Source organism: Stenotrophomonas sp. YJH_SMC_21 (assembly GCF_059369555.1).
This window is the reverse complement of record NZ_JCAFSU010000011.1, coordinates 25,386-46,801: the sequence shown is the minus strand read 5'-3', so window position 1 is coordinate 46,801 and position 21,416 is coordinate 25,386. Positions and strand designations below refer to the sequence as shown.

Genomic DNA, 21,416 nt, shown 5'->3' with positions numbered 1-21,416 from the left:
GTTGAAGGAAAGGAAGGCGGATCAACGCAGCGCCGACTGCAGCGCCTTGCGGATCACGGTGGCCACTTCGTCGCCTTCATTGAAGGCATCACGGGCCATGCGCGCGGCTTCGGCCGGCTTGTAGCCCAGCTGCTGCAGGGCCACGGTGGCGTCGGACAGCGGATCGGCCGGGGCCGGGCCACTGCCGGTGGGCAGCGCGCCGCCGGCACCGAACTGGGCCGCGCGGTCACGCAGCTCCAGCACCATGCGCTCGGCGGTCTTCTTGCCGATGCCCGGAATGCGGGTCAGCGCGGTGATGTCACCGGCCTGGACCATGCGCGCAAACTCCTCGACGGTGACGCCGGACAGCACGGCCAGCGCGATCTTCGCGCCGATGCCACTGACCTTCTGCACGTCGCGGAACAGGCGCCGCTCACCTTCACGCAGGAAGCCGTACAGCGAGACGCTGTCTTCCTTCTGCGAGTAGTGGGTGTACAGGGTGACCTCGCGGCCGAGCTCGGGCAGGTCGTAGAAGGTGCTCATCGGCGCCTCCAGTTCGTAGCCCACTCCGTTCACGTCCACCACCAGCCACGGCGGCGCCTTGTAGGCGACGATGCCGCGCAGTCGACCGATCATTGCGTGCAGCTCCTCATTTGCGGCCCCATGCCTGGCGGGCACTGAGCCCCAGGCGGTTGGCCGTCGCCCTTACGTGGGCATGGGTGATCGCCACCGCCAACGCGTCGGCCGCGTCGGCCTGCAGCTTGATTTTCAGGTTGAGCATGAGCCCGACCATGTGTTGAACCTGTTGCTTTTCGGCGCCACCGCGCCCGACAACCGCCAGCTTGATCTCGCTGGCAGCATATTCGTGCACCGGCAGGTCGCGCAGCACCACCGCCGAGATCGCCGCGCCACGGGCCTGGCCCAGCTTCAATGCCGAATCGGGGTTGCGGGCCATGAACACGCGTTCGATGGCCACTTCCTGCGGCTCATACTCGCGGCACAGGTCGGCCAGGCCCAGCACCAGCAGCTTCATGCGCTGCGGGAAGTCGTCAGCGCCCAGCAGCACCAGCGGCTGGTGGTGCACGTAGCTGACGCGGCCGGTGGCATCGACATCAATGATGCCGACCCCGGTCCGCTGCGAACCGGGGTCGATGCCGAGGATGCGGGTCATGCTGCACTCCTGGCGGGGCGGAACGGAATGCGCTGGCAGGCGTATGGGCTCATGACTGTCCGCGGTGACCGTTCAACGGCCCGCGCCCAGGCCGTCGAAGACGGCTCAGGCGTAGGCGTCGGCGCCGAGCTCGGCGTTGGAATACACGTCCTGCACGTCGTCCAGGTCTTCCAGCATGTCCAGCAGCTTCTTGACCTGCAGGGCGACCTCGCCCTCGACCTTGATGTCGTTATCGGCGCGGAAGGTGATCTCGGCGTGGTCGGCGACATGGCCAGCGGCGGTCATCGCGTCCTTGACTGCGCTGAACGCGTCAGGGCTGGTGACCACATCGATCGAGCCATCGTCCGGATAGACCACGATGTCATCAGCGCCGGCCTCGATTGCCGCCTCGGTGATGGCTTCCTCGTCGGCACCCGGGGCGAAGCTGAGCACGCCCAGGCGCTTGAACATGAAGGCCACCGAGCCTTCGGTGCCCATGTTGCCGCCGCACTTGCTGAACGCATGGCGGACATCGGCCACGGTGCGCACGCGGTTGTCGGTCAGGCAGTCGACGATCACGGCCACGCCACCCGGGGCGTAGCCTTCGTAGCGGATTTCCTCGTAGTCGACGCCTTCCAGTTCACCGGTGGCCTTCTTGATGGCGCGCTCGATCACGTCCTTGGACATGTTCACGGCCAGGCCCTTGTCCACCGCCACGCGCAGGCGCGGGTTGTTGTTGGGGTCGCCTCCACCGCCGCGCGCGGCAACGCCGATCTCGCGGATGATCTTGGTGAAAATCTTGCCGCGCTTCGCGTCGGACGCGTTCTTGCGGGCTTCGATGGAGGGGCCTCTACCCATGGGTGCTACCGTCTGGCTGCTTCAGGATCAAGGCGCGGATTCTACCTGATCGGGGACGGCAACCGTGTCTAGGGCGGAGAGATGCCGTCGGGCATGGCCCGGCGAAGCGCGTGCGAACCAACGGTTCGCACCCACCAGGGCAGGACGGTTCGCACCCACCGAGCCAGGGCGGTCGCCCCTACCAGATTACGCGGCGGCGGCGTCGCGGCTGTGGTCGAACTGGCCGTGGCGCAGGAAATGCGCGGTCTGCCGCGCGGCATCCGGCGACACGACCAGGCCGCTGTGGCTGGTGCGCACCACGCAATGATCGGTCAGGCCCGGCAGACGGGTTTCGGCCAGGGCCACGGTGCCATCGGAGGCGTCGTCCATCGCGCCCAGCAGGCTGCCCAGACCATGCGGCACCGAACCGGCGATCAGCCCGACCTCGGCCCTGCCCTGCCAGTCCGGCAAGCCGTCCAGCAGCAGCTCGCTGCTGCGCCCCAGCGCCAGGCCCCAGCCATGATCGGACAACGAGCGCGCGGTGCCACTGCCGCGCAGCGGTGAACCCAGGCAGACCACGCGCTGCACCGGCAGCTGCGGATTGCGCCGCAGCGCTTCCAGCGCCAACAGCCCGCCCAGGCTGTGGCCGACCAAACTCAGCGGGCCGGCGTCGGCCAGCCGCTCCAGCAGCTGCGGTACGGCCACGTCCGGGCCACCGAACACCGAGGAATAACCAAACGCGTGCACCTGGAAGCCGCGCGCGCGCAGGCGCCAGGCCAGCGGCCCGACCCAGGCGCGGGCATTCCAGATGCCATGCAGCAGCAATACGGGGGGAGTCATGCAAACAGCCTGGCGGTCAGCGGGGCAGGAACGTACGGTGATTGAACACGCGCGCGCAGCAAGCGGCAGTGAACATCAGGCCGCGCGCGGTGCGCGGCGCAGGATGAATTCGAGATCGTTCGTGTCGCCCACCGGGAACAGGTATTCGCCGGCCTTCTCGAAACCGTAGCGGGCGTAGAAGCGCTGTGCGCCGAAGTTCTCCGACCACACGCCCAACCACAGGGTGCGCGGGCCCTCGTGTTCCAGCCAGGCCAGCGCGGTTTCCAGCAGGCGGCTGCCCCAGCCGCAGCTTTGCTGCGTCTTGATCAGGTACAGGCGCTTGAGTTCGCCGTCACCGGGCTTCACGTCCGGGTGCGGCAGGCCACAGGGACCGGCGGCGGCATGGCCGACCGCCTCCCCGTCCAGCTCCAGTAGCCACACCGCGTAATCCGGGTGGGCCAGGATCACGCGCTGGCGCTCGACCGTGTAGGCCTCCTCAAGGAAGGCCTGCAGGTCCTGCGGCGGATACAGATGGCCGAAGGTTTCGGTGAACGTGCGGGCGGCCAGCGCCGACAGGGTCGGCGCGTCGTCCACGGTGGCGCGGCGGATGGAATACATGCAGCAAGTTGACGTCAGCGCGGAGGGGCGGTCAAGCCTTTTCCGACGATTCCGCTTCTTCGTCTTCCTCGTCCTCTTCCTCGTATTCCTCTTCGTCCTCGTCTTCTTCGCCTTCCTCGTCCTCGTCGTACTCTTCCTCTTCGTCGTCCTCGTAATCCTCGACGCCGAAGTCTTCTCCATCCCAACGGCCTTCGCCGTCGGCGACGAAGGTCAGGGCCATCGCGGCCGGGTTGGTACCGACGCGGACCAGCCAACCGCCGAACACGCGTGCACGCTCGGTGACCAGGTTGGCCTCGGAGCCTTCATTGCCCAGCTTTTCCCACTCCAGCGAAAACGCAAACTCGGTCATTGCCTGGATCTCCTGATCAGTTGGTCTTGGGGCGAACCTGGATGTGCACTTCGGCCAGCTGCGCGTCGACGATCGGCGACGGCGCGTCGGTCATCAGATCCTGTGCACCAGTGGTCTTCGGGAACGGGATGACGTCGCGGATCGACTCGGTGCCGGCCATCAGCGCGGCGATGCGGTCGATGCCGAAGGCGATGCCACCGTGCGGCGGCGCGCCGTAGTTCAGCGCGTCGAGCAGGAAGCCGAACTTGGCACGGGCTTCTTCGGCACCGATGCCCAGCAGCTCGAACACCGCGCTCTGCATGTCCGGACGGTGGATACGGATCGAACCGCCGCCGATCTCATTGCCGTTGAGCACCATGTCGTAGCCGCGCGAAACGGCGGTACGGGCATTGGCGCGCAGGTCGGCGATGTCGTCCACGGCCGGTGCGGTGAAGGGGTGATGCAGGGCGACGTAGCGCTGTTCTTCCTCGTCCCACTCGAACATCGGGAAGTCGGTGACCCACAGCGGCGCCCAGCCGTCGGCGACCATGCCGAAGTCCTTGCCGGCCTTCAGGCGCAGCGCGCCCATGAAGTCGGAGACCTTGTTGTAGCCGCCGGCACCGAAGAACACGATGTCGCCGTTGCCGGCGCCGACGTGGGCGACCAGCGCGGCGAACGACGCTTCGCTGAAGAACTTCTGGATCGGCGAGCTGATTTCGCCGTTGTCGGCGATCTTGATGTAGGCCAGGCCCTTGGCGCCGTACTTGGCGGCATGCGCGGCGTATTCGTCGATCTGCTTGCGCGACAGCGACGCACCGCCCGGGATGCGCAGCGCGGCAACGCGGCCCTCGGCATCATTGGCCGGGCCGGTGAACACCGGGAACTCGCTGTCCTTGACCAGTTCGGCCACGTCCACCAGCTCCAGCGCGATGCGCAGGTCCGGCTTGTCCGAGCCGTAGCGGCGCATGGCCTCGGCCCAGGTCATGCGCGGGAAGCTGGCGTCCAGCTGCACGTCCACCACTTCCTTGAAGATGGCGCGGATCATGTCCTCGACGAAATCCTGCACGTCGCGCTCGCGGACGAAGGCGAATTCCATGTCCAGCTGGGTGAATTCCAGCTGGCGATCGGCACGCAGGGCCTCGTCGCGGAAGCAGCGCGCGATCTGGTAGTAGCGGTCGAAGCCGGCCACCATCAGGATCTGCTTGAACAGCTGCGGGCTCTGCGGCAGGGCGTAGAACTCGCCCGGGTGCATGCGCGCCGGCACCAGGAAGTCGCGTGCGCCTTCCGGGGTGGCCTTGGTCAGGATCGGGGTTTCGATGTCCTGGAAGCCCTTTTCGTCCAGGTGGCGGCGCAGCGCCTGCACCAGCTTGATGCGGGTGCGCTGCATGCGCTGCATTTCCGGGCGGCGCAGGTCCAGGTAGCGGTACTTCAGGCGGGTTTCCTCGCCCGGGTTCTCGTGGGCGTGGAACGGCAGCGGCGCAGCCTTGTTCAGCACGGTGATGGCGGTGGCGATCACTTCCACCTTGCCGGTGCGCATCTTGTCGTTCACCGCGTGGCGGGCACGCACGACGCCTTCCACCTGCAGCACATCCTCGTAGCCCAGCGACGCGGCCACCGCGAACACTTCGGCATTGTCGACCTCCACCGTCACCTGCACGATGCCTTCATGATCGCGGAGATCGATGAAGCAGACGCCGCCCTGGTTACGGGCCACGTCGGTCCAGCCGGCGAGGGTGACAGTCTGGCCAATCAGGGTCTCGTCGACCAGGCCGCAGAAGTGGGTACGCATGGGGGGGAAGCTCCGCTGGAGAACGCCGGCACCGGATGGGGGCCGGAAAGCCTCGTATTCTGCGGCCGAGGCCCCGGCTGGGGCAAATCCGGCCAGTCACACCGGCTTGATCGTCCCCCTCCCTATAGTCGGGCACCTGCCACCGTATGGGATGCCGCCATGAAACCGCTGTCCCTGGCCAGCCTGGCCGTGACCCTCAGCCTGGGTGCGCTGGGCACCCTTGCCCTGCCCGCCCCGTCCGCCTCTGCGCAGAACGGGGTGATCCGCTGCGAAAGCCAGAGCAACCGCGAACGGGTCTGCAACACCGGCTGGCGCGGCGCGCAGCTGGTCCGTCAGTTGTCTGGCAGCCCCTGCGAGGAAGGGCGCTCCTGGGGCAGCCGCAATGGCAGCATCTGGGTGACCAATGGTTGCCGCGCCGAGTTCGTCGAGGCCCGTGGTGGCTGGGGCGGCGGCAATGGCGGTGGCTGGGGAGGCAACAACGGTCGGCCCGGCGAGACCATCCGCTGCGAAAGCCAGAACAACCGCGAGCGCAGCTGCCAGGTCGGCTGGCGCAATGCCCGCCTGGTCCGCCAGTTGTCCGGCAGCCCTTGCGACGAGGGCCGTACCTGGGGCGTGCGCAACGGCGCGGTATGGGTCAGCAATGGCTGCCGCGCCGAATTCGCCGAGGCCCGCGGCTGGGGCGGTGGCGGTGGCGGCTGGGGCGGTGGCAACAGCAACTATTCCGTCACCTGCAGCAGCAACAACAACCGCTCGCAGACCTGCGACTGGGATGAGCGCCAGGGCCGGCCGGTGCTGCAGCAGCAGTTGTCGGGCAGCGTCTGCCAGGAAGGCCGCAGCTGGGGTTACTCGCGTGGCCAGGTGTGGGTGAGCAACGGCTGCCGGGCGCGCTTCGGCACGCGGTGAGTGCAGGGTCGGGGTCAGAGCCCTCCGCAGGAGGGATCCGACCCCGGGATCACGGCGCGGGTGCTGTGTCGTCGCCCCACGGTGGCGGTGGCAGTTCGACCGGCTTGCTCAGGTCGAACTGGACGCGGAAGCGGCGGCCGTCCGGGCGCGTCAGTTCGTAGACGAACGTCTGGTCCGGATCGATCTCCATTGCCCAGGTGTTGTGCGTGGAAGCCAGCATGTCGGCACGGCGGAACATCGCCACCGAATCGGCATCGGCCGGGAACTGCTGGCGCTCGGCGGTGCCCGGCGGCGTGCTGTCGCCACCGTACAGGGTGATCGCGTCGGGGCTGCCGTCTTCGTGGCGATGGTCGTGCTTCAGCCGCAGCCCGTTCGGCGTGCGGGTCAGCACCCAGGTCCGCGAGTGGTCATCACCGACATGGAACGGGATGCGCAGCTCGTGCGCCGGGTCGGCGCAGCCGCGCACATGCATGACCAGGCGCTGCCCGGCGAACGGATCCTTGGAGGTCGGTGCAGGCGTGTCCTCCACCACCTTGCCGACGTAGGCCTGGCCGCAATGTGCGGCGACGGCGGCCATGAACGCATCGGCCGGTGCGGTCGCCAGGTCATGAGCGACTGTATCGGAGCGCTGCGTGCACGCAGCGAGGCTGAGCAGGAGGGCGGCAGTAGTGGCAACGGCAATCGGTCTCATGCCCCAACCCTAACGGCCATGGACGATGGGCGCAAACCGCGCGCCAGTCCCGCTCAGCGCTCGGCAGACGGTGCTGCCGGCAGTGCTTCGGTCGCCGCCACCGGTGCGGCCTCGCCCTCGCCGGCCGGCTCCTGCTCCACCGGATCAACGTCAAACGGTGTACGGAACACCAGCGACGGCAACAGCGTGGTCAGCGCCGCGTACAGCAGCAGCGCACCGAACAGCACCGCCGGAATCTGGAAGCGCTCACGCATGATCGCCGCCAGCACCAGGGTGAAGATCAGCGTCGGTGCCAGCGCCAGCGAGACCCGCAGGCTGCTGCGGAAGCTCTCGCCGAACATCACCCGGCGCTGCAGCCAGACCACGCCGATGCGCAGCGGCAGCGCCACCAGGGTGATCACGATGCCCAGCCCCAGCGCCTCGAAGCTCAGCGCTTCGGCGGGCACCTTGGTGCCGGCGTTGAAGAAGTAGAACGGCACGAAGAACGAGGCGAACAGGCGCAGCGCGTGCAGGTTCTCGTGCGAGGCCAGCAGCGGCATGCGCTGGTGCAGCAGGCGCGCGACCAGCCCGGCGATGAACGCGCCAACCAGGTAGTACACGCCCAGCAGGTAGGTGATGTAGGCCGCCACCATGCCGACCATCACCAGCAGCGAGAATTCCGAGCCCGGCGCGTGCGGTGCCACCCAGCGGCCCAGCGCGATGAACAGCAGCGGCAGGCCGATCATCATCGCCAGCAGTGCCAGGCTGGACAACGCCATGTGCCCTGGGTCACCGGCCTGCAGCACGATGAACAACGCCGCCAGCGCCAGCAGTTCGCCGGCGATGGCCTTGCTGGTCACCCAGAACCGCTCGTCTTCGCTGAGGCCCAGCCGCGACAGCGAGTCCATGATGAAGCCCGTGGACGGCGTCAGCAGCGCCAGCGCCAACAGGCCCGCGGCCTGCCACGGCAGCCCCGCATAGCGCCAGGCCAGCCAGCCCACGCCGAACAGCGTGCCGGTACGGATCACCAGGTGCGCCAGCAGCGGCCACATGCCACGGCGCAGCGCCTGCAGGTCCACTTCCAGGCCGGCGAACAGGAACAGCGAGGAAATGCCCAGCGTGGCCAGCAGGCCGATCACCGCATCGTGGGCCTGGTCGCCCAGCCAGAGCATGCCGATGATGCCGAACAGCAGGCAGGTCAGCGGCGCGGGCAGGCTGAAACGCTGCAGCGCGCGCGGAATCACCAGCAGCGCGAAGATCAGCAGCAGGTAGATCAGTTCATGGCTCATGGGGGACTTCCGTGTGGTTCGAACGCGCGCAGGATGCGCGCGCCGAACCGATCCGGCAAGCCACGTTTGAATGACCCCGGTTACCTCATCCGATCAACCGGTCGGCAATCCGCCCCACCTGTGCCAGCACGCTAGCGCGTTGCTCGTAGCTGATCGCGCCCGCCTGCAGATAAGCCGTCAACACCCACGGGGCGCCTCCGGCTACGGGCCACAGCACGGCGATGTCGTTGCGCGCGTCTTCACCATTGCTGCCGGTCTTGTCACCCACGCGCCAGCGCTTGCCCAGGCCCGCGCGCAGGCAGGCGTCGCCGGTTTCGTTGTCGATCAGCCAGTCGGCCAGCTGCTGCCGCGAAGCCGGTTGCAGTACCTCGCCCAACACCACGCGCTGCAGGGTCGCGGCCATCGCCGCCGGCGTGGTGGTGTCGCGCGGGTCGCCCTTGGCAAAGCTGTTCAGCTCCGGCTCCAGGCGGTCACTGCGGCTCACCGTGTCGCCGCTGGCGCGCAGGAACGCGGTCACTGCGGGCGGGCCACCGACCACGCCGAACAGCAGGTTGGCGGCGGTGTTGTCGCTGGTGATGATCGTGGCACGGCACAGGTCGCGCACGGTCATGTCCTTGCCGGCGTGGCGGCGGGTGACCGGTGCATGCGAGAGCAGATCGGCCTCGCCCACCGGCACGCGCCTGTCCAGCAATGCCGGCATGCGTTCGGCCTGGCTGAGCACGGTGGCCGCCAGCATGCTCTTGAAGGTGCTGCACATCGGGAAGCGCTCGTCCTGGCGATGACCGATGCGGCGACCGCTGGCAGTGTCCAGCAGGGTCACGCCGAGGCGTCCGGCGCAGGCCTTTTCCAGCGCGGCGAAATCACTGGCGGCGGTGATGGCGGCATCGGTGGGTGCGTTGGCGGTGGCCTTGCCCGCTGCACGTGCCAGCAGCGGCAAGGCAAGCGAGGAAGCCACGGCGGCAGCACTGAACTGCAGGAATCGGCGACGGGCGAGCATGCGGGTTCTCCTGGGGGACTGCTCGATTATTGAAGCCTTGATCGGGGGCGACCAGCGCAAAAAATCTGCGAGAGACATTAGTTCAATTAATGCCTGACGCATTCAACCCCTTAATTTTCCGAAATGTCTCGTTGAAGCGTTAGGATCATCCATCACTCCAGCTCACGACTGCGCGATGTTGCACCCTGCCCTGCCACTGAACGCGCTGCGCGCCTTCGAGGCCGCCGCCCGCCACCAGAACTTCACCCGTGCCGCGCTGGAGCTGTGTGTCAGCCAGGCCGCACTGAGCCACCAGATCCGTGGGCTGGAGGACCGGCTCGGCATCCGCCTGTTCCATCGCCTCCCGCGCGGCGTGGCGCTCACCGATGAAGGCGCGGCCCTGTATCCGGTGCTCAACGAATCGTTCGAGCGCATCTCCGCCAGCATCGCGCGTTACACCGGCGGACCTGCGCGTGAAGTGCTGACCCTGGGCGTGGTCGGCACCTTCGCCACCGGCTGGCTGCTGCCACGGCTGGCCGCGTTCGAGGCAGCGCACCCGGACATCGAGCTGCGCCTGCAGACCCACAACAACCGCATCGACCTGGCCGGAGAAGGGCTGGACCTGGCGATCCGCTTTGGTGATGGCGACTGGCAGGGCCAGGCGTGCACGGCGATCCTCGACGCGCCGTTTGCACCGCTGTGCGCACCGGCGCTGGCGCGGCGCCTGAAACAGCCACGCGACCTGGGCACGCTGCCGCTGCTTCGTTCCTACCGCAGCGACGAATGGCCGCGCTGGCTGCAGGCGGCCGGGGTCAGCGGCGTGGAAGCGCGCGGGCCGGTATTCGATTCCTCGTTGACGGTCGCGATGGCGGCCGCCGGTGGCGCCGGTGTGGCCTTGCTGCCGCTGCGCATGTTCGAGCAGGAACTGGCCGAGGGTCGCCTGCTGCAGCCGTTCAGCACCACGCTGGAGCTGGGGCGCTACTGGCTGACGCGGCTGCGATCGCGTGCAGAGCGCGAGCAGGCCAAGCGGTTCCGCGAGTGGCTGCAGGCACAGGGCGCGTAGTCAGTGCCGGCCGCTGGCCGGCAATCCCTTGATCGTTGTGGGCGCATCGCGCTGCCGGCCAGCGGCCGGCACTACCGGTCAGGACTCAAGCAGTTCCATCCAGGCGGCTTCGGCCTTTTCCAGCTGCGCGGCGGCGGTTTCGCGATCGCGGCCAAGCACGGCCATGCGCGTGGCATCGGCGTAGTTGGCCGGGTCGGCCAGCTGGCGGTCCAGCTCGGCCAGGGCACCTTCCAGCTCGGCCACCTTGGCTTCAGCGGCGGCCAGCTTGTGCGGGTTCACCGGCTTCTTCTGCACCACCTGCGCCACCGGGGCGGTCTTGACCACCACCGGCTCTTCCACCTGTTCCATGCGCGCCTTGGTGCCCTGCGCCTGCGGGCGGGTACGCAGCCACGCGGCGTAGGCATCCAGGTCGCCATCGAACGGCTCGACCACGCCATCGGCCACGCGCCAGTAGGTATCGCAGACCAGGCCGATCAGATGGCGGTCGTGAGAGACCATCACGATCGCGCCTTCGAAGGTGGCCAATGCTTCGGCCAGCGCTTCGCGCATTTCCAGGTCAAGGTGGTTGGTCGGTTCGTCCAGCAGCAGCACGTTCGGCTGCTGCCAGGCGATCAGCGCCAGCGCCAGGCGTGCGCGCTCGCCACCGGAGAAGCCATCGACCGGCTCGAACGCGCGGTCACCCGGGAAGTTCCACTTGCCGAGGAAGTCGCGGAACGACTGGTTCGGTGCGTCCGGGGCGATCTCGCGGAAATGCTCCATCGGCGACTGGCCTTCGTGCAGCGACTCCACCGTGTGCTGGGCGAAGTAGCCGATCTTCAGGTCCGGGTGCGCCATGCGCTCGCCGACGATCGGTGCCAGCTCGCCCACCAGGGTCTTCACCAGGGTGGTCTTGCCGGCACCGTTCGGGCCGAGCAGGCCAATGCGCTGGCCCGCTTCCAGACCGAAGCCGACGTTGTGCAGGATCACTGCGTCCTTGCCGTAGCCGGCCTCGACATGGTTCAGGCGGATCAGCGAGAACGGCAGCTTGGCCGGCGGCGCGAACTCGATGCGGAACTCGCGCTCGGCGCGCACTGCTTCGGTGCCGGCCAGCTTGGCCAGGCGCTTCATGCGGCTCTGCGCCTGCGCGGCCTTGCTGGCCTGTGCCTTGAAGCGGTCGATGAAGCTCTGCAGGTGGGCGCGCTCGGCCTGTTCCTTCTCGTGCGCGATCTGCTGCTGGCGCAGCTGTTCGGCGCGCTGGCGCTCGAAATCGGTATAACCGCCCGGGTAGAGCTTGGCGCCGCCGCCGTGCAGGTGCAGGGTGTGGGTGGCCACGTTGTCGAGGAACTCACGGTCATGCGAGATCAACAGCAGGGTGCCGGGGTACTTCAGCAGCCACTGCTCCAGCCAGTACACCGCGTCCAGGTCCAGGTGGTTGGTCGGTTCGTCCAGCAGCAGCAGGTCACTGGGCATCATCAGCGCGCGGGCCAGGTTCAGGCGTACGCGCCAGCCGCCGGAGAACGAGGACACCGCGCGGTGGTGGGTCTCGGCCGGGAAACCGAGGCCGTGCAGCAGCTTGCCGGCGCGCGCTTCGGCGTCGTAGGCCCCCATCTCGGCCATCTTCGTGTGCGCGTTGGCCACCGCCTCCCAGTCTTCGCGCGCGGTTGCTTCAGCCTCTTCAGCCAGCACCGCAGCCACATCGGTATCCCCGCCCAGCACAAAGCTCAGCGCCGGGTCCGGCAGCGACGGGGTTTCCTGGGCCACGCTGGCGATACGGACCTTGCCGGGCAGGTCGACGTCACCCTTGTCGGCCTCCAGCTCGCCCTTCACCGCCGCGAACAGGCTGGACTTGCCAGCACCGTTGCGGCCGACCACGCCCACCCTGTAACCGGCGTGCAGGGTCAGGTCGACATTGGACAACAGCAGCCGCTCGCCGCGGCGCAAGGCGAAATTACGAAGGGAGATCATCGGGGGAGGGGTCCATATAACCGGATGGAATGTGCTGGTGAGCACTGTTCCTGCGACGTAATTCTAGCGTTAACGAATACTTGACGCGCCCCGGGATGCGCGGCGGCAGGCCAACTCTCTCCCTCGTCGGCCCCGCGCAGCCCCCGGGCCCCACCTCCCGCCGCTGCCCTCTGCCGCTAAATGGTTGCTGCTGCAACGTTTTTTCCTGTTGCAACCATTTGACAGGCACTGAATATCCCGTTAATTCCTGCCTTGCGCACCGCAACAACCGCCGTCCGCCTCACCCCCGTGATGTCGATTCCGGTGCCACCCCCGCCAACCGGAGCCCCATCCCGATGACCCGCAAGACCAGCCTGATCGCCGCCGCCGTCGCTGTCGCACTCGGTGGCTCTCCGTTCGTTGCCGCTGCCCAGCAGGCCGGCACCGCCGCCAACACCCTGGACACGGTGATCGTCACCGGCACCCGCGTGGCCGACCGCACCGTCGCCGAATCGCAGTCGCCGATCGACATCATCACCCCTGAAGTGCTGCAGTCCACCGGCACCAGTGAACTGGCCACCGCACTGTCGCGCGCCCTGCCCTCGCTGAACTTCCCGCGCCCGGCCTTGACCGACGGCACCAGTGGCGTGCGCCCGGCGCAGCTGCGCGGCCTGTCGCCGGACCAGGTGCTGGTGCTGGTCAACGGCAAGCGCCGCCACACCTCGGCGATGATCAACGTCAACGGCAGCATCGGCCGTGGCTCGTCGGCGGTGGACATCAATGCGATTCCGATCGCCGCCATCGAGCGTGTGGAAGTGCTGCGCGACGGTGCGTCGGCACAGTACGGCTCGGACGCCATTGCAGGCGTCATCAACATCGTGCTCAAGGGCAGCGGCCGTGGCGGCAGCCTGGCCGTGGACTACGGCCAGTACTCGGCCGGTGACGGCAACAAGTACCAGCTCTCCGGCGATACCGGCGTCGAGTTCGGCAACGGCCGTGGTCGCGTGCACGTGGCTGGCCAGATCAGCCAGCAGGACGAGAGCAACCGCGCCGGCCCGTACCGCGGCGCCGCCCCGAACACCGGCAACTTCCCCAGCATCGGCCAGAAGACCTTCATCGTCGGCGACCCGCGCGTGGATGCCACCGCCGCGTCGGCCAACGCCAGCTTCGACTTCAGCGACCACGTGACCGGCTACGCCAGCGCGCTGCTCAGCAACCGCGACATCACCTCGTTCGCGTTCTACCGTTCGCGCAACCACAGCGGGCAGAGCGCGCTGCTGGCGCAGACCTACCCCGACGGCTTCGTGCCGGAGATCAACCAGTATTCGAAGGACCGCTCGCTGGTGGCCGGGGTCAAGGGCAACACCGACAACGGCTGGACCTGGGACCTGAGCCTGAACCACGGTGAGAACACCCTCGACTTCCACACCCGCAACAGCATCAACTACAGCCTCGGCGCAACCAGCCCGCGCTCGTTCTACGACGGCACGCTGAAATACCAGCAGGACATCTTCAATGCCGACCTGACCAAGTCGCTGGACTGGGGCCTGGCCTACCCGGTCACGCTGTCCTTCGGTGGTGAGTACCGCAAGGAAAAGTGGGACCAGAACCCGGGCGAACTGAACTCGTACACCGGCAGTGGCGCGCAGGGCTTCGCGGGCTTCACCCCGACCAATGAAGTGCATGCGGACCGCCACAACTACGCGGTCTATGCTGGCCTGGAAGCAGACCTGACCGAGAAGTTCTCGGCCGGCATCACCGGCCGCTACGAGGACTACTCGGACTTCGGCGACCGCTTCTCCGGCAAGCTGTCGGCGCGCTATGCATTCACCGACAAGGTCGCGCTGCGGGCCACCGCCTCCAGTGGCTTCCGTGCACCGTCGCTGGCGCAGCAGGGCTACCAGGCGGTCACCAGCCAGTTCCTCAATGGCGTATTCGTCGAGCGTGGCACCTTCCCGACCACCAGCCCGGCCGCGCAGGCGCTGGGCGCCTCGCCGCTGAAGGCCGAGACCTCCACCTCCTACAGCCTGGGCCTGGTGCTGCAGCCGGCCGACCGCCTGTATATCACCGTCGACGCCTACCAGATCGACATCGATGACCGCATCGCATTGTCGTCCAGCATCACCACCAACGCGGCCACCAGCGCGCTGCTGGGCACCCTGGGCCTGCCGCAGGTGACCGCTTTCTCCTACTTCACCAACGGCCTGGATACGCGCACCCGTGGCGTCGACTTCGTGTCCAGCTATACGGTGCCGTTCAACGCCAGCAGCCTGGAGCTGACCGCTGCGTACAGCTACAACGACACCGAAGTGCGCCGCGTCGGCGGCACCCCGGCGGTGTTCGGAACGCTGGGCCTGACCCAGTCGCTGATCGGTCGCGACGAAATTGGCCGCATCGAGGACAGCTACCCGCGCGACAAGGCGATCCTGAGCGGCACCTGGCGTTCGGACCACTGGGAACTGGGCCTGGCCGCCACCCGCTACGGCAAATTCACCGTGCGCAACTCGGCCACCGCGCTGCGTGACCAGACCTACGGCGACGCCTGGGTGGTGGATGCCTCGGCCAGCTACAAGCCGAGCAGCAACTGGACCCTGACCGTGGGCGCCGACAACCTGCTGGACAAGTACCCGGACCGCACCGAAGACCTGCAGAACTCGACCTTCGGCATGCTGCCGTACAGCAACTACTCGCCGTTCGGCTTCAACGGCGCGTATGTGTACGGGCGGATCAAGTACACTTGGTAAGCGACGCTCTGGTAGTGCCGGCCGCTGGCCGGCAACTCCTAGCCACATCTCTCACACCCGCCGGAGTGATCCGGCGGGTGTTTTGTTATGTGCTGCGGGCAAGATCAGCCGCGCGGCTGGCAATTGGACGTGCGATGACCTTCTACGATCACACGGACAGACTCGAGACAGTTGTCCAGACTGTCAAAATTCACGCTCACTTGAAGACCAGGCAGCGACCACCTCGCGCTGCCAAACGTTCCTTCATCAAGCCAACGACTGGCTCGTTGATCCATGCGCTCTTCGAGAATGGACGGCGGATCATCGAATTGAAGGCCGAATGGCAGCGGCCCAGCCCAGGCTCTTGAGTTTCCCAGTCGATCGCGGACGAAACTGATGCCGGTGCATACCGGATGGCTACCGGGCACGCCCTGCCTACTGTCAAAGTAAAGGATGAAGCCATGCTCGTCGGATCTATCAACGACCTCGCTGCTCGCCTCCGCCATCAGACTCGCAAGACCAAGGTCCCGGAACGCGACCTGGAAATCGGGGTCATTGGTCGATCTGCCGAGGACAGCGAGCACCTGCTCCGCCGAAGGGTACTCGCGCGTTGCCGGTGCGCAAGCCAATGGATGCATGGGAATTCCCAAGCTGATATCAAAGATCCCACACGCTCCTGCCTGTTTGATGCATCCAGCCTGATACGTCAGACGGATGCGGTAGTCAGGCAACCACCACGCGTCACGCCTGCCGGCGTGCAAGCTGTCCCCAAAGCCCGCCGTGGCGAGCCTTTCGCGCGCTGTCGTCCTATCGTCCTCCCATTGCAGGCCAAACAGCAGGTCGCCTTCGTACCTGCGCATGACATCCGGAATGCCGGCCGTCACCGCAACGTTGGTGAAGATCAGCTCACCGCTCTTGCCGTGCGAAGCAATGGATCGCCCGTTCCAGTAGTTGCGCTCGCTGAAGGAGAACAGCATGCCCCGCGCGCTCACACGCACAATCGTCTCGTAAGGGCTTTTGGCAGGCCGGGCCAGCTCTGGCCTTCGCCTGACGCCAAGCGACTGCAGCATCGTTGAGACGGCTGGGTCAGTGGCGCTTCTGCCAAACAGGGCTGTTATCGCCTGTAGGTCCATTCATTCCTCTTGTGGCAGCCCCAGGCTGACGCAGCGGACTCCCCTTTCACCGTCGTAGTCGACAGCCAGCTCCAGCTTTCCGAGCGTCCATGCGTCGACATTGCCAGACAGACCAAACACCGTTGGCGCCCCCAGATCGACAGATGCGTCCGACCTGATCTGGTCCCTGGACATCAGGAAGTTCAGGCCGAAAGGCATCGGCCCTTCATACTGGGTGCCGGTGTCATTTCGCCAGCCCCAGAAGATCACGTCGGTGAGCATCCAGGGGCCATCATCGATGTCGTGATAGGCGGTCTCTGAGACCAGACCGGCATCCTTGAATTCAAGCTGCAGTCCAGCAGCGTCATCTGCCCAGATCCGGTGACCACTGACACCCAGGCGGTAATCATCCAGATTCTGAAGCTGGATTCCGATCCTGGAAAAGATGGTTTCGAGCTCCTTCGATTCCGAATCTCTACCGATCGCGGCGATGAACTCTTCAACGGTGGGATGATTCATGAAATTCCGCCTATCTGTATGGGCGAGATGCGCCTACGTAGCGCTTACGGATGGTGATCGCTACGCTTGATGGGGATGCTCAACGAGATGCAGCGGATCGAGTCATCTGGACCAGAGAAATCAACCGCAAGCTCCAAGCCACTGACGCACCAGACATCCACCTCACCATCAAATCCCATTTCAACAGCATTCCCTGCACTCAACGCGGCGAGTCGCTCCCTTACATGCTGGCGCAGCATGGAAAAGCTCAGTCCACAGGGCAACGGGCCTGAGTAGGCAGGCTTCTCCTTCCTGACTTTGTTCTTCTTACTCACTCTCGCTCCCCAGAGCGCTACGCTCGTCAGTACCCAGGGCCCTTCGTCCAGGTCGTGGTAAGGAATGTCCACCAGCAGCCCGACGTCCTTGAATTCCAACTGCAGCGTATTTTCCTCGTCAGTCCAGAACCGCATTCCCGCCAACTTCAACGGATAGTGACGAAAGTCGCGCTCACCAATTTCCAGATCAAGGAGCAAGCGGGACAGGGGCGCCGAGCTTGTGTCTTGACCTATCGCCTGAATCACTACGTCAATGCCGGGAAGCTTCATGTGGTCGTTCGCCCATGCGGTCTGGAGAGAGCAGGCCCCTCTGATTGGTCAGCAGAACGGAGTAGCGGACACATGGTGACGTGTTCCGGACTCGAGGAACCCTCCGCCAGATTGCAAACTTCAGCACCGTCGCCTGCGCCTCCCGGCCGGCCACCGGCCCTTGGATGCTGTCGCATCGACTGAAAACCTTGGCGCACAGGGGCAAAGGGTCCTGCGATGGCACCGCCGCGTATCGAACCCATCCCCTTCCCGTGCCTTTCTCGGGTGGCGTCGGCCTGGCTGCGGTTCACGGTCCAGAGCCACTGGCCACCCCAAACAGGTCCGATCCCGACAGCGCCACCCTCGACCGCCCCGCACACGCCAGGCCGGACGCCGACCACTGATGGCTCCGCCCACGCAACGATCCGATACGCTGGCCCGGTTTGCCGTATCTGGCCGCATCGGTGAAAATCGGGGCATTCCCCCGATTTCCTGCGAGTGCCGATGCACCATGACACCGACCTGATCAACATCGTTGCCGTTGGCCTGGGGCTCGCCTTCATCTTCGGCGCGCTGGCCAACAAGCTCCGCTTGTCTCCCCTGGTCGGTTACCTGGTTGCTGGCATCTGCGTAGGTCCGTTCACCCCCGGCTTCGTCGCCGACCAGGCGCTGGCCAACCAGCTGGCCGAGCTGGGCGTGATGCTGCTGATGTTCGGCGTCGGCCTGCACTTCTCGCTGAAGGACCTGATGGCGGTCAAGGCCATCGCCATTCCCGGTGCCATCGGGCAGATCGCGGTCGCCACCCTGCTCGGCTGGGGTGTGGCCTCGCTGATGGGCTGGCCGGCCATCCATGGCGTCATCTTCGGTTTCTCGCTGGCTACCGCCAGCACCGTGGTGCTGCTGCGGGCGATGGAAGAACGCCGCCTGCTGGAGACGATGCGCGGCAAGATCGCGGTCGGCTGGCTGATCGTGGAAGACCTGGCCTGCGTGCTGGCACTGGTGATGATGCCGGTGATGGCCGGCGTGTTCGGCCCCGACGCGGCCAAGGAATCGCACTCGCTGGGCAGCGTGCTGGCCGACATCGGCTGGACCTTCGTGCAGCTGGGCCTGTTCGTGGCGGTGATGCTGGTGGTCGGGCGCCGGGTCATCCCGTGGATCCTGGAACGCATCGCCGGTACCGGTTCGCGTGAGCTGTTCACCCTGTCCGTGCTGGCGATCGCGCTGGGCGTGGCGTTCGGCTCGGCGATGCTGTTCGGCGTCTCGTTCGCGCTGGGCGCGTTCTTTGCCGGCATGCTGCTCAACGAATCGGAGCTGAGCCACAAGGCCGCGCATGATTCGCTGCCGCTGCGCGATGCGTTCGCGGTGTTGTTCTTTGTGTCGGTCGGCATGCTGTTCGACCCCAACATCATCGTGCAGCACCCGTGGCAGGTGCTGGCCACGGTGCTGATCATCATGTTCGGCAAGTCAGCCGCCGCGTTCTTCATCGTGCGTGCGTTCGGCCACCCGACCAGCACCGCGCTGACCATCTCGGCCAGCCTGGCGCAGATCGGCGAGTTCGCCTTCATCATCGCCGGCCTCGGCGTGGCGCTGCAGATCCTGCCGAAGGAGGGCCAGTCGCTGGTGCTGGCCGGTGCGCTGGTGTCGATCATGCTCAACCCGCTGGTGTTCGGCCTGCTCGACCGTTGGCAGGCCAAGCAGGAGCAGTCTCCGCAGGTACCCGAGCCGCCCGAAGCGATCGGCCCGTCGCGCGACCTGCATGACCACGCCATCGTGATCGGCTATGGCCGGGTCGGCAGCGAACTGGCACAGGTGCTGCGCGACCGTGGCGTGCCGGTGCTGGTGATCGATGACAACAAGGAACACGTCGAGCAGGCGCACGCCAAGGGCCTGGCGGCGATCCGCGGCAGTGCCGCTGCCGACCGGGTGCTGGCCGAGGCCCATCCGGAACGCGCGAAGATCGCGGTGCTGGCGATTCCGCAGCCGCTGGAAGCCGGTGAGGCACTGGCCAAGCTGCGGGCGATCAACCCGGATCTGACCCTGCTGGCGCGTGCGCACAGCGACGCGGAAGTGAAGCACCTGCTGGAACACGGTGCGGATGGCACGGTAATGGCCGAACGTGAGCTGGCGTATTCGCTGGCGGAGATGGTGATGGCCACGCCGCCGTATCGCGGGTTGGGCCAGCACAGTATTCCGGTGGTGTGAGGGGTGTGCGTGCGGCAGGGCTCGCAGCCCTGCACCTGCTGAAGCAACTTCAACTGCAACGGCAAAAGCAGGCATTCCGTGGGATGGCGGGGTGGGTCCGGTGGCGGGAGACGCCGTAAACCCTTCCATGGGGGCTTGGCCGCGGCTTGCTCGTGTGTGCAGTCCTTGCACACACGGCAAGACCAGGGTTGGGCGTCCTGCCCAACCCGCCCGAGGCATGCCTCGGGCCCATGCCGCGGACACTCCCGCCACCGGACCCACCCCGCCTTCGACAGATTCCTGCGATCTGCCGGAACGGCGTCCTGCTCTGGTAGGTGTCGACCTTGGTCGACACGGCGGTGCATGGGGTCAGATCCATTTTCCACAGGAAAACGGATCTGACCTCGGAAACAGAAAAATCCCCGGTCGACCCGCATCGACCGGGGATCTGGATCGCCACGTTGCCACGCCTTGGAGAGGCAGTTCCACCGTAGCGCATCGCGGCACCGGTGGTGATCGCCTGTGGCGATGACGACCAAGCGTGTGGCTATCAGGCGCCGGCCAGGGCCTGTTCCAGGTCGGCACGCAGGTCGCCGATATGTTCAATGCCGATCGACAGCCGCACGGTGTCTTCACTGACGCCGGCCTTGGCCAGCTCCGCCGCATCCAACTGGCGGTGGGTGGTCGAGGCGGGATGGGTGGCCAGTGACTTCGCATCGCCCAGGTTGACCAGGCGGGTGAACAATTTCAGCGCGTCAAGGAAACGTGCGCCTGCCTCGCGCCCGCCCGGCAGGCCGAAGGTCAGCACGCCCGAGCCGTGCCCACCCAGATAGCGCTGCGCGGCGGCGTGCTCGGGATCGTCGGCCAGCCCGGCATAGCGCACCCACGCCACCTTTGCGTGTGACTTCAGGAACTGCGCGACGGCCAGTGCGTTGGCGTTGATGCGTTCCATGCGCAGGGCCAGGGTCTCGATGCCCTGCAGGATCAGGAACGCATTGAACGGCGACAACGCAGCGCCGGTATTGCGCAGCGGCACCACCCGCGCGCGGCCGATGTAGGCCGCTGGCCCCAGGGCTTCGGTATAGACCACGCCGTGGTAGCTGGGGTCGGGCTGGTTGAGCCGCGCGAAGCGTTGGGGCTGTGCGGTCCAGTCGAAGCGGCCGGAATCGATGATCGCGCCGCCGAGGCTGGTGCCGTGGCCGCCCAGGTACTTGGTCAGCGAATGCACCACGATGTCGGCGCCGTGCTCGAATGGGCGCAGCAGGAACGGCGTGGCCACGGTGTTGTCGACGATCAGCGGCACGCCAGCGGCATGCGCGACCTCCGCAATCGCAGCGATGTCGGTGACGTTGCCGCGCGGGTTGCCGATCGATTCGACGAACACCGCCTTGGTGCGCTCGTCGATCAGCGCGGCGAACGCAGAAGGATCAGCCGGATCAGCAAAGCGCGCCTGGATGCCGTACTGCGGCAGGGTGTGCGCCAGCAGGTTGAGGCTGCCGCCATACAACGCGCTGGAGGCGACGATGTTGTCGCCAGCCTCTGCAATGGTCTGGATGGCATAGGTGATCGCGGCCTGCCCCGAGGCCAGCGCCAGCGCACCGATGCCGCCTTCCAGCGCGGCCAGGCGCTGCTCCAGCACGTCGGTGGTGGGGTTCATGATGCGCGTGTAGATATTGCCCGGTACCTTCAGGTCGAACAGGTCGGCGCCGTGCTGGGTGTCATCGAAGGCATACGCCACCGTCTGGTAGATCGGCACCGCCACCGCGCGGGTAGTCGGGTCGGGACGGTAGCCGCCGTGTACGGCCAGGGTTTCCAGTTGCCACTGCGGGTCGCTCATTGCGCCAGGCTCCATCCGGGGAAACCGCCACCATAGGCCAGCCGTCGCCGGCCGCTGAAAGCTGCTGGCGATGACGTCCATACCGGGGGTTATCAGGTTGGCCGCGATTCAGGCAGCGGTCACGGGGCGTTGATAGG

General features: G+C 66.6%; 19 protein-coding genes. 4 read left to right on the top strand and 15 right to left on the bottom strand.

Annotated features, from left to right (window positions below; translation table 11 throughout):
* Positions 1-21 precede the first annotated feature (21 nt).
* From ruvA to aspS, 7 genes are all read right to left on the bottom strand, one after another.
* A complete protein-coding gene (ruvA, locus tag AC5P67_RS14510; protein WP_005410756.1) occupies positions 22-615 on the bottom strand; it encodes a Holliday junction branch migration protein RuvA in 594 nt (197 codons plus the stop codon).
* A 13-nt stretch (positions 616-628) separates the two neighbouring features.
* Complete coding sequence (gene ruvC / locus AC5P67_RS14505; protein WP_005410757.1) at positions 629-1,150, bottom strand: crossover junction endodeoxyribonuclease RuvC; 522 nt, start codon at positions 1,148-1,150, stop codon at positions 629-631.
* A gap of 105 nt (positions 1,151-1,255) precedes the next feature.
* Complete coding sequence (locus AC5P67_RS14500; protein WP_005414277.1) at positions 1,256-1,987, bottom strand: YebC/PmpR family DNA-binding transcriptional regulator; 732 nt, start codon at positions 1,985-1,987, stop codon at positions 1,256-1,258.
* A gap of 186 nt (positions 1,988-2,173) precedes the next feature.
* A complete protein-coding gene (locus tag AC5P67_RS14495) occupies positions 2,174-2,806 on the bottom strand; it encodes an esterase/lipase family protein (RefSeq protein WP_024958675.1) in 633 nt (210 codons plus the stop codon).
* A gap of 75 nt (positions 2,807-2,881) precedes the next feature.
* Complete coding sequence (locus tag AC5P67_RS14490) at positions 2,882-3,403, bottom strand: GNAT family N-acetyltransferase (RefSeq protein WP_005410760.1); 522 nt, start codon at positions 3,401-3,403, stop codon at positions 2,882-2,884.
* Positions 3,404-3,434: 31 nt separating this feature from the next.
* Positions 3,435-3,752 (bottom strand): hypothetical protein, encoded by a 318-nt coding sequence (locus AC5P67_RS14485; RefSeq protein WP_005410761.1) that lies wholly within the window; start codon positions 3,750-3,752, stop codon positions 3,435-3,437.
* A gap of 16 nt (positions 3,753-3,768) precedes the next feature.
* Entirely contained in the window at positions 3,769-5,520 is a 1,752-nt protein-coding gene (gene aspS / locus AC5P67_RS14480) for an aspartate--tRNA ligase (RefSeq protein WP_043035111.1), read from the bottom strand.
* Positions 5,521-5,679: 159 nt separating this feature from the next.
* Between aspS and AC5P67_RS14475 the strand changes: the two genes are divergently transcribed.
* Complete coding sequence (locus tag AC5P67_RS14475) at positions 5,680-6,423, top strand: DUF3011 domain-containing protein (RefSeq protein WP_005414281.1); 744 nt, start codon at positions 5,680-5,682, stop codon at positions 6,421-6,423.
* A gap of 49 nt (positions 6,424-6,472) precedes the next feature.
* Here the strand turns inward: AC5P67_RS14475 and AC5P67_RS14470 are convergent, their stop codons facing one another.
* The 3 genes from AC5P67_RS14470 to blaL2 all read right to left on the bottom strand — a co-directional run bounded on the left by AC5P67_RS14470 (position 6,473) and on the right by blaL2 (position 9,379).
* On the bottom strand, positions 6,473-7,114 hold the full coding sequence (locus AC5P67_RS14470) for a hypothetical protein (protein WP_099527675.1): 642 nt from the start codon (positions 7,112-7,114) through the stop codon (positions 6,473-6,475).
* Between the two features lie 53 nt (positions 7,115-7,167).
* Complete coding sequence (locus AC5P67_RS14465; RefSeq protein WP_495214821.1) at positions 7,168-8,382, bottom strand: cation:proton antiporter; 1,215 nt, start codon at positions 8,380-8,382, stop codon at positions 7,168-7,170.
* Positions 8,383-8,467: 85 nt separating this feature from the next.
* The gene (gene blaL2 / locus AC5P67_RS14460) at positions 8,468-9,379 is read right to left on the bottom strand and encodes a L2 family extended-spectrum class A beta-lactamase (protein ID WP_012481073.1); all 912 of its coding nucleotides are present in this window, start codon (positions 9,377-9,379) and stop codon (positions 8,468-8,470) included.
* Positions 9,380-9,554: 175 nt separating this feature from the next.
* Here blaL2 and ampR point away from each other — a divergent pair, with 175 nt between their 5' ends.
* On the top strand, positions 9,555-10,421 hold the full coding sequence (gene ampR, locus AC5P67_RS14455; protein WP_495214819.1) for a LysR family transcriptional regulator AmpR: 867 nt from the start codon (positions 9,555-9,557) through the stop codon (positions 10,419-10,421).
* A gap of 78 nt (positions 10,422-10,499) precedes the next feature.
* On the opposite strand, the gene AC5P67_RS14450 is transcribed toward ampR, so the two are convergent.
* A complete protein-coding gene (locus AC5P67_RS14450; protein ID WP_005414284.1) occupies positions 10,500-12,365 on the bottom strand; it encodes an ABC-F family ATP-binding cassette domain-containing protein in 1,866 nt (621 codons plus the stop codon).
* Positions 12,366-12,700: 335 nt separating this feature from the next.
* On the opposite strand from AC5P67_RS14450, the gene AC5P67_RS14445 reads away from it, so the two are divergent.
* Positions 12,701-15,088, top strand: a complete 2,388-nt coding sequence (locus tag AC5P67_RS14445) for a TonB-dependent receptor plug domain-containing protein (RefSeq protein ID WP_262101762.1) — start codon at positions 12,701-12,703, stop codon at positions 15,086-15,088.
* Between the two features lie 104 nt (positions 15,089-15,192).
* Here AC5P67_RS14445 and AC5P67_RS14440 read toward each other — a convergent pair whose 3' ends face one another.
* The 3 genes from AC5P67_RS14440 to AC5P67_RS14430 form a co-directional block, all read right to left on the bottom strand.
* Entirely contained in the window at positions 15,193-16,044 is an 852-nt protein-coding gene (locus AC5P67_RS14440) for a hypothetical protein (protein WP_227843754.1), read from the bottom strand.
* A gap of 156 nt (positions 16,045-16,200) precedes the next feature.
* Positions 16,201-16,698, bottom strand: coding sequence for a hypothetical protein (locus AC5P67_RS14435; protein WP_111173678.1), 498 nt, complete (start codon positions 16,696-16,698; stop codon positions 16,201-16,203).
* Positions 16,699-16,742: 44 nt separating this feature from the next.
* The gene (locus tag AC5P67_RS14430; protein WP_049411116.1) at positions 16,743-17,282 is read right to left on the bottom strand and encodes a hypothetical protein; all 540 of its coding nucleotides are present in this window, start codon (positions 17,280-17,282) and stop codon (positions 16,743-16,745) included.
* A gap of 483 nt (positions 17,283-17,765) precedes the next feature.
* On the opposite strand from AC5P67_RS14430, the gene ybaL reads away from it, so the two are divergent.
* Complete coding sequence (gene ybaL, locus AC5P67_RS14425; RefSeq protein WP_005414286.1) at positions 17,766-19,463, top strand: YbaL family putative K(+) efflux transporter; 1,698 nt, start codon at positions 17,766-17,768, stop codon at positions 19,461-19,463.
* Between the two features lie 529 nt (positions 19,464-19,992).
* Here ybaL and AC5P67_RS14420 read toward each other — a convergent pair.
* Positions 19,993-21,279: an O-acetylhomoserine aminocarboxypropyltransferase/cysteine synthase family protein gene (locus tag AC5P67_RS14420; protein ID WP_005410771.1), complete on the bottom strand. Its 1,287-nt coding sequence runs from the start codon at positions 21,277-21,279 to the stop codon at positions 19,993-19,995.
* Positions 21,280-21,416: the final 137 nt, after the last annotated feature.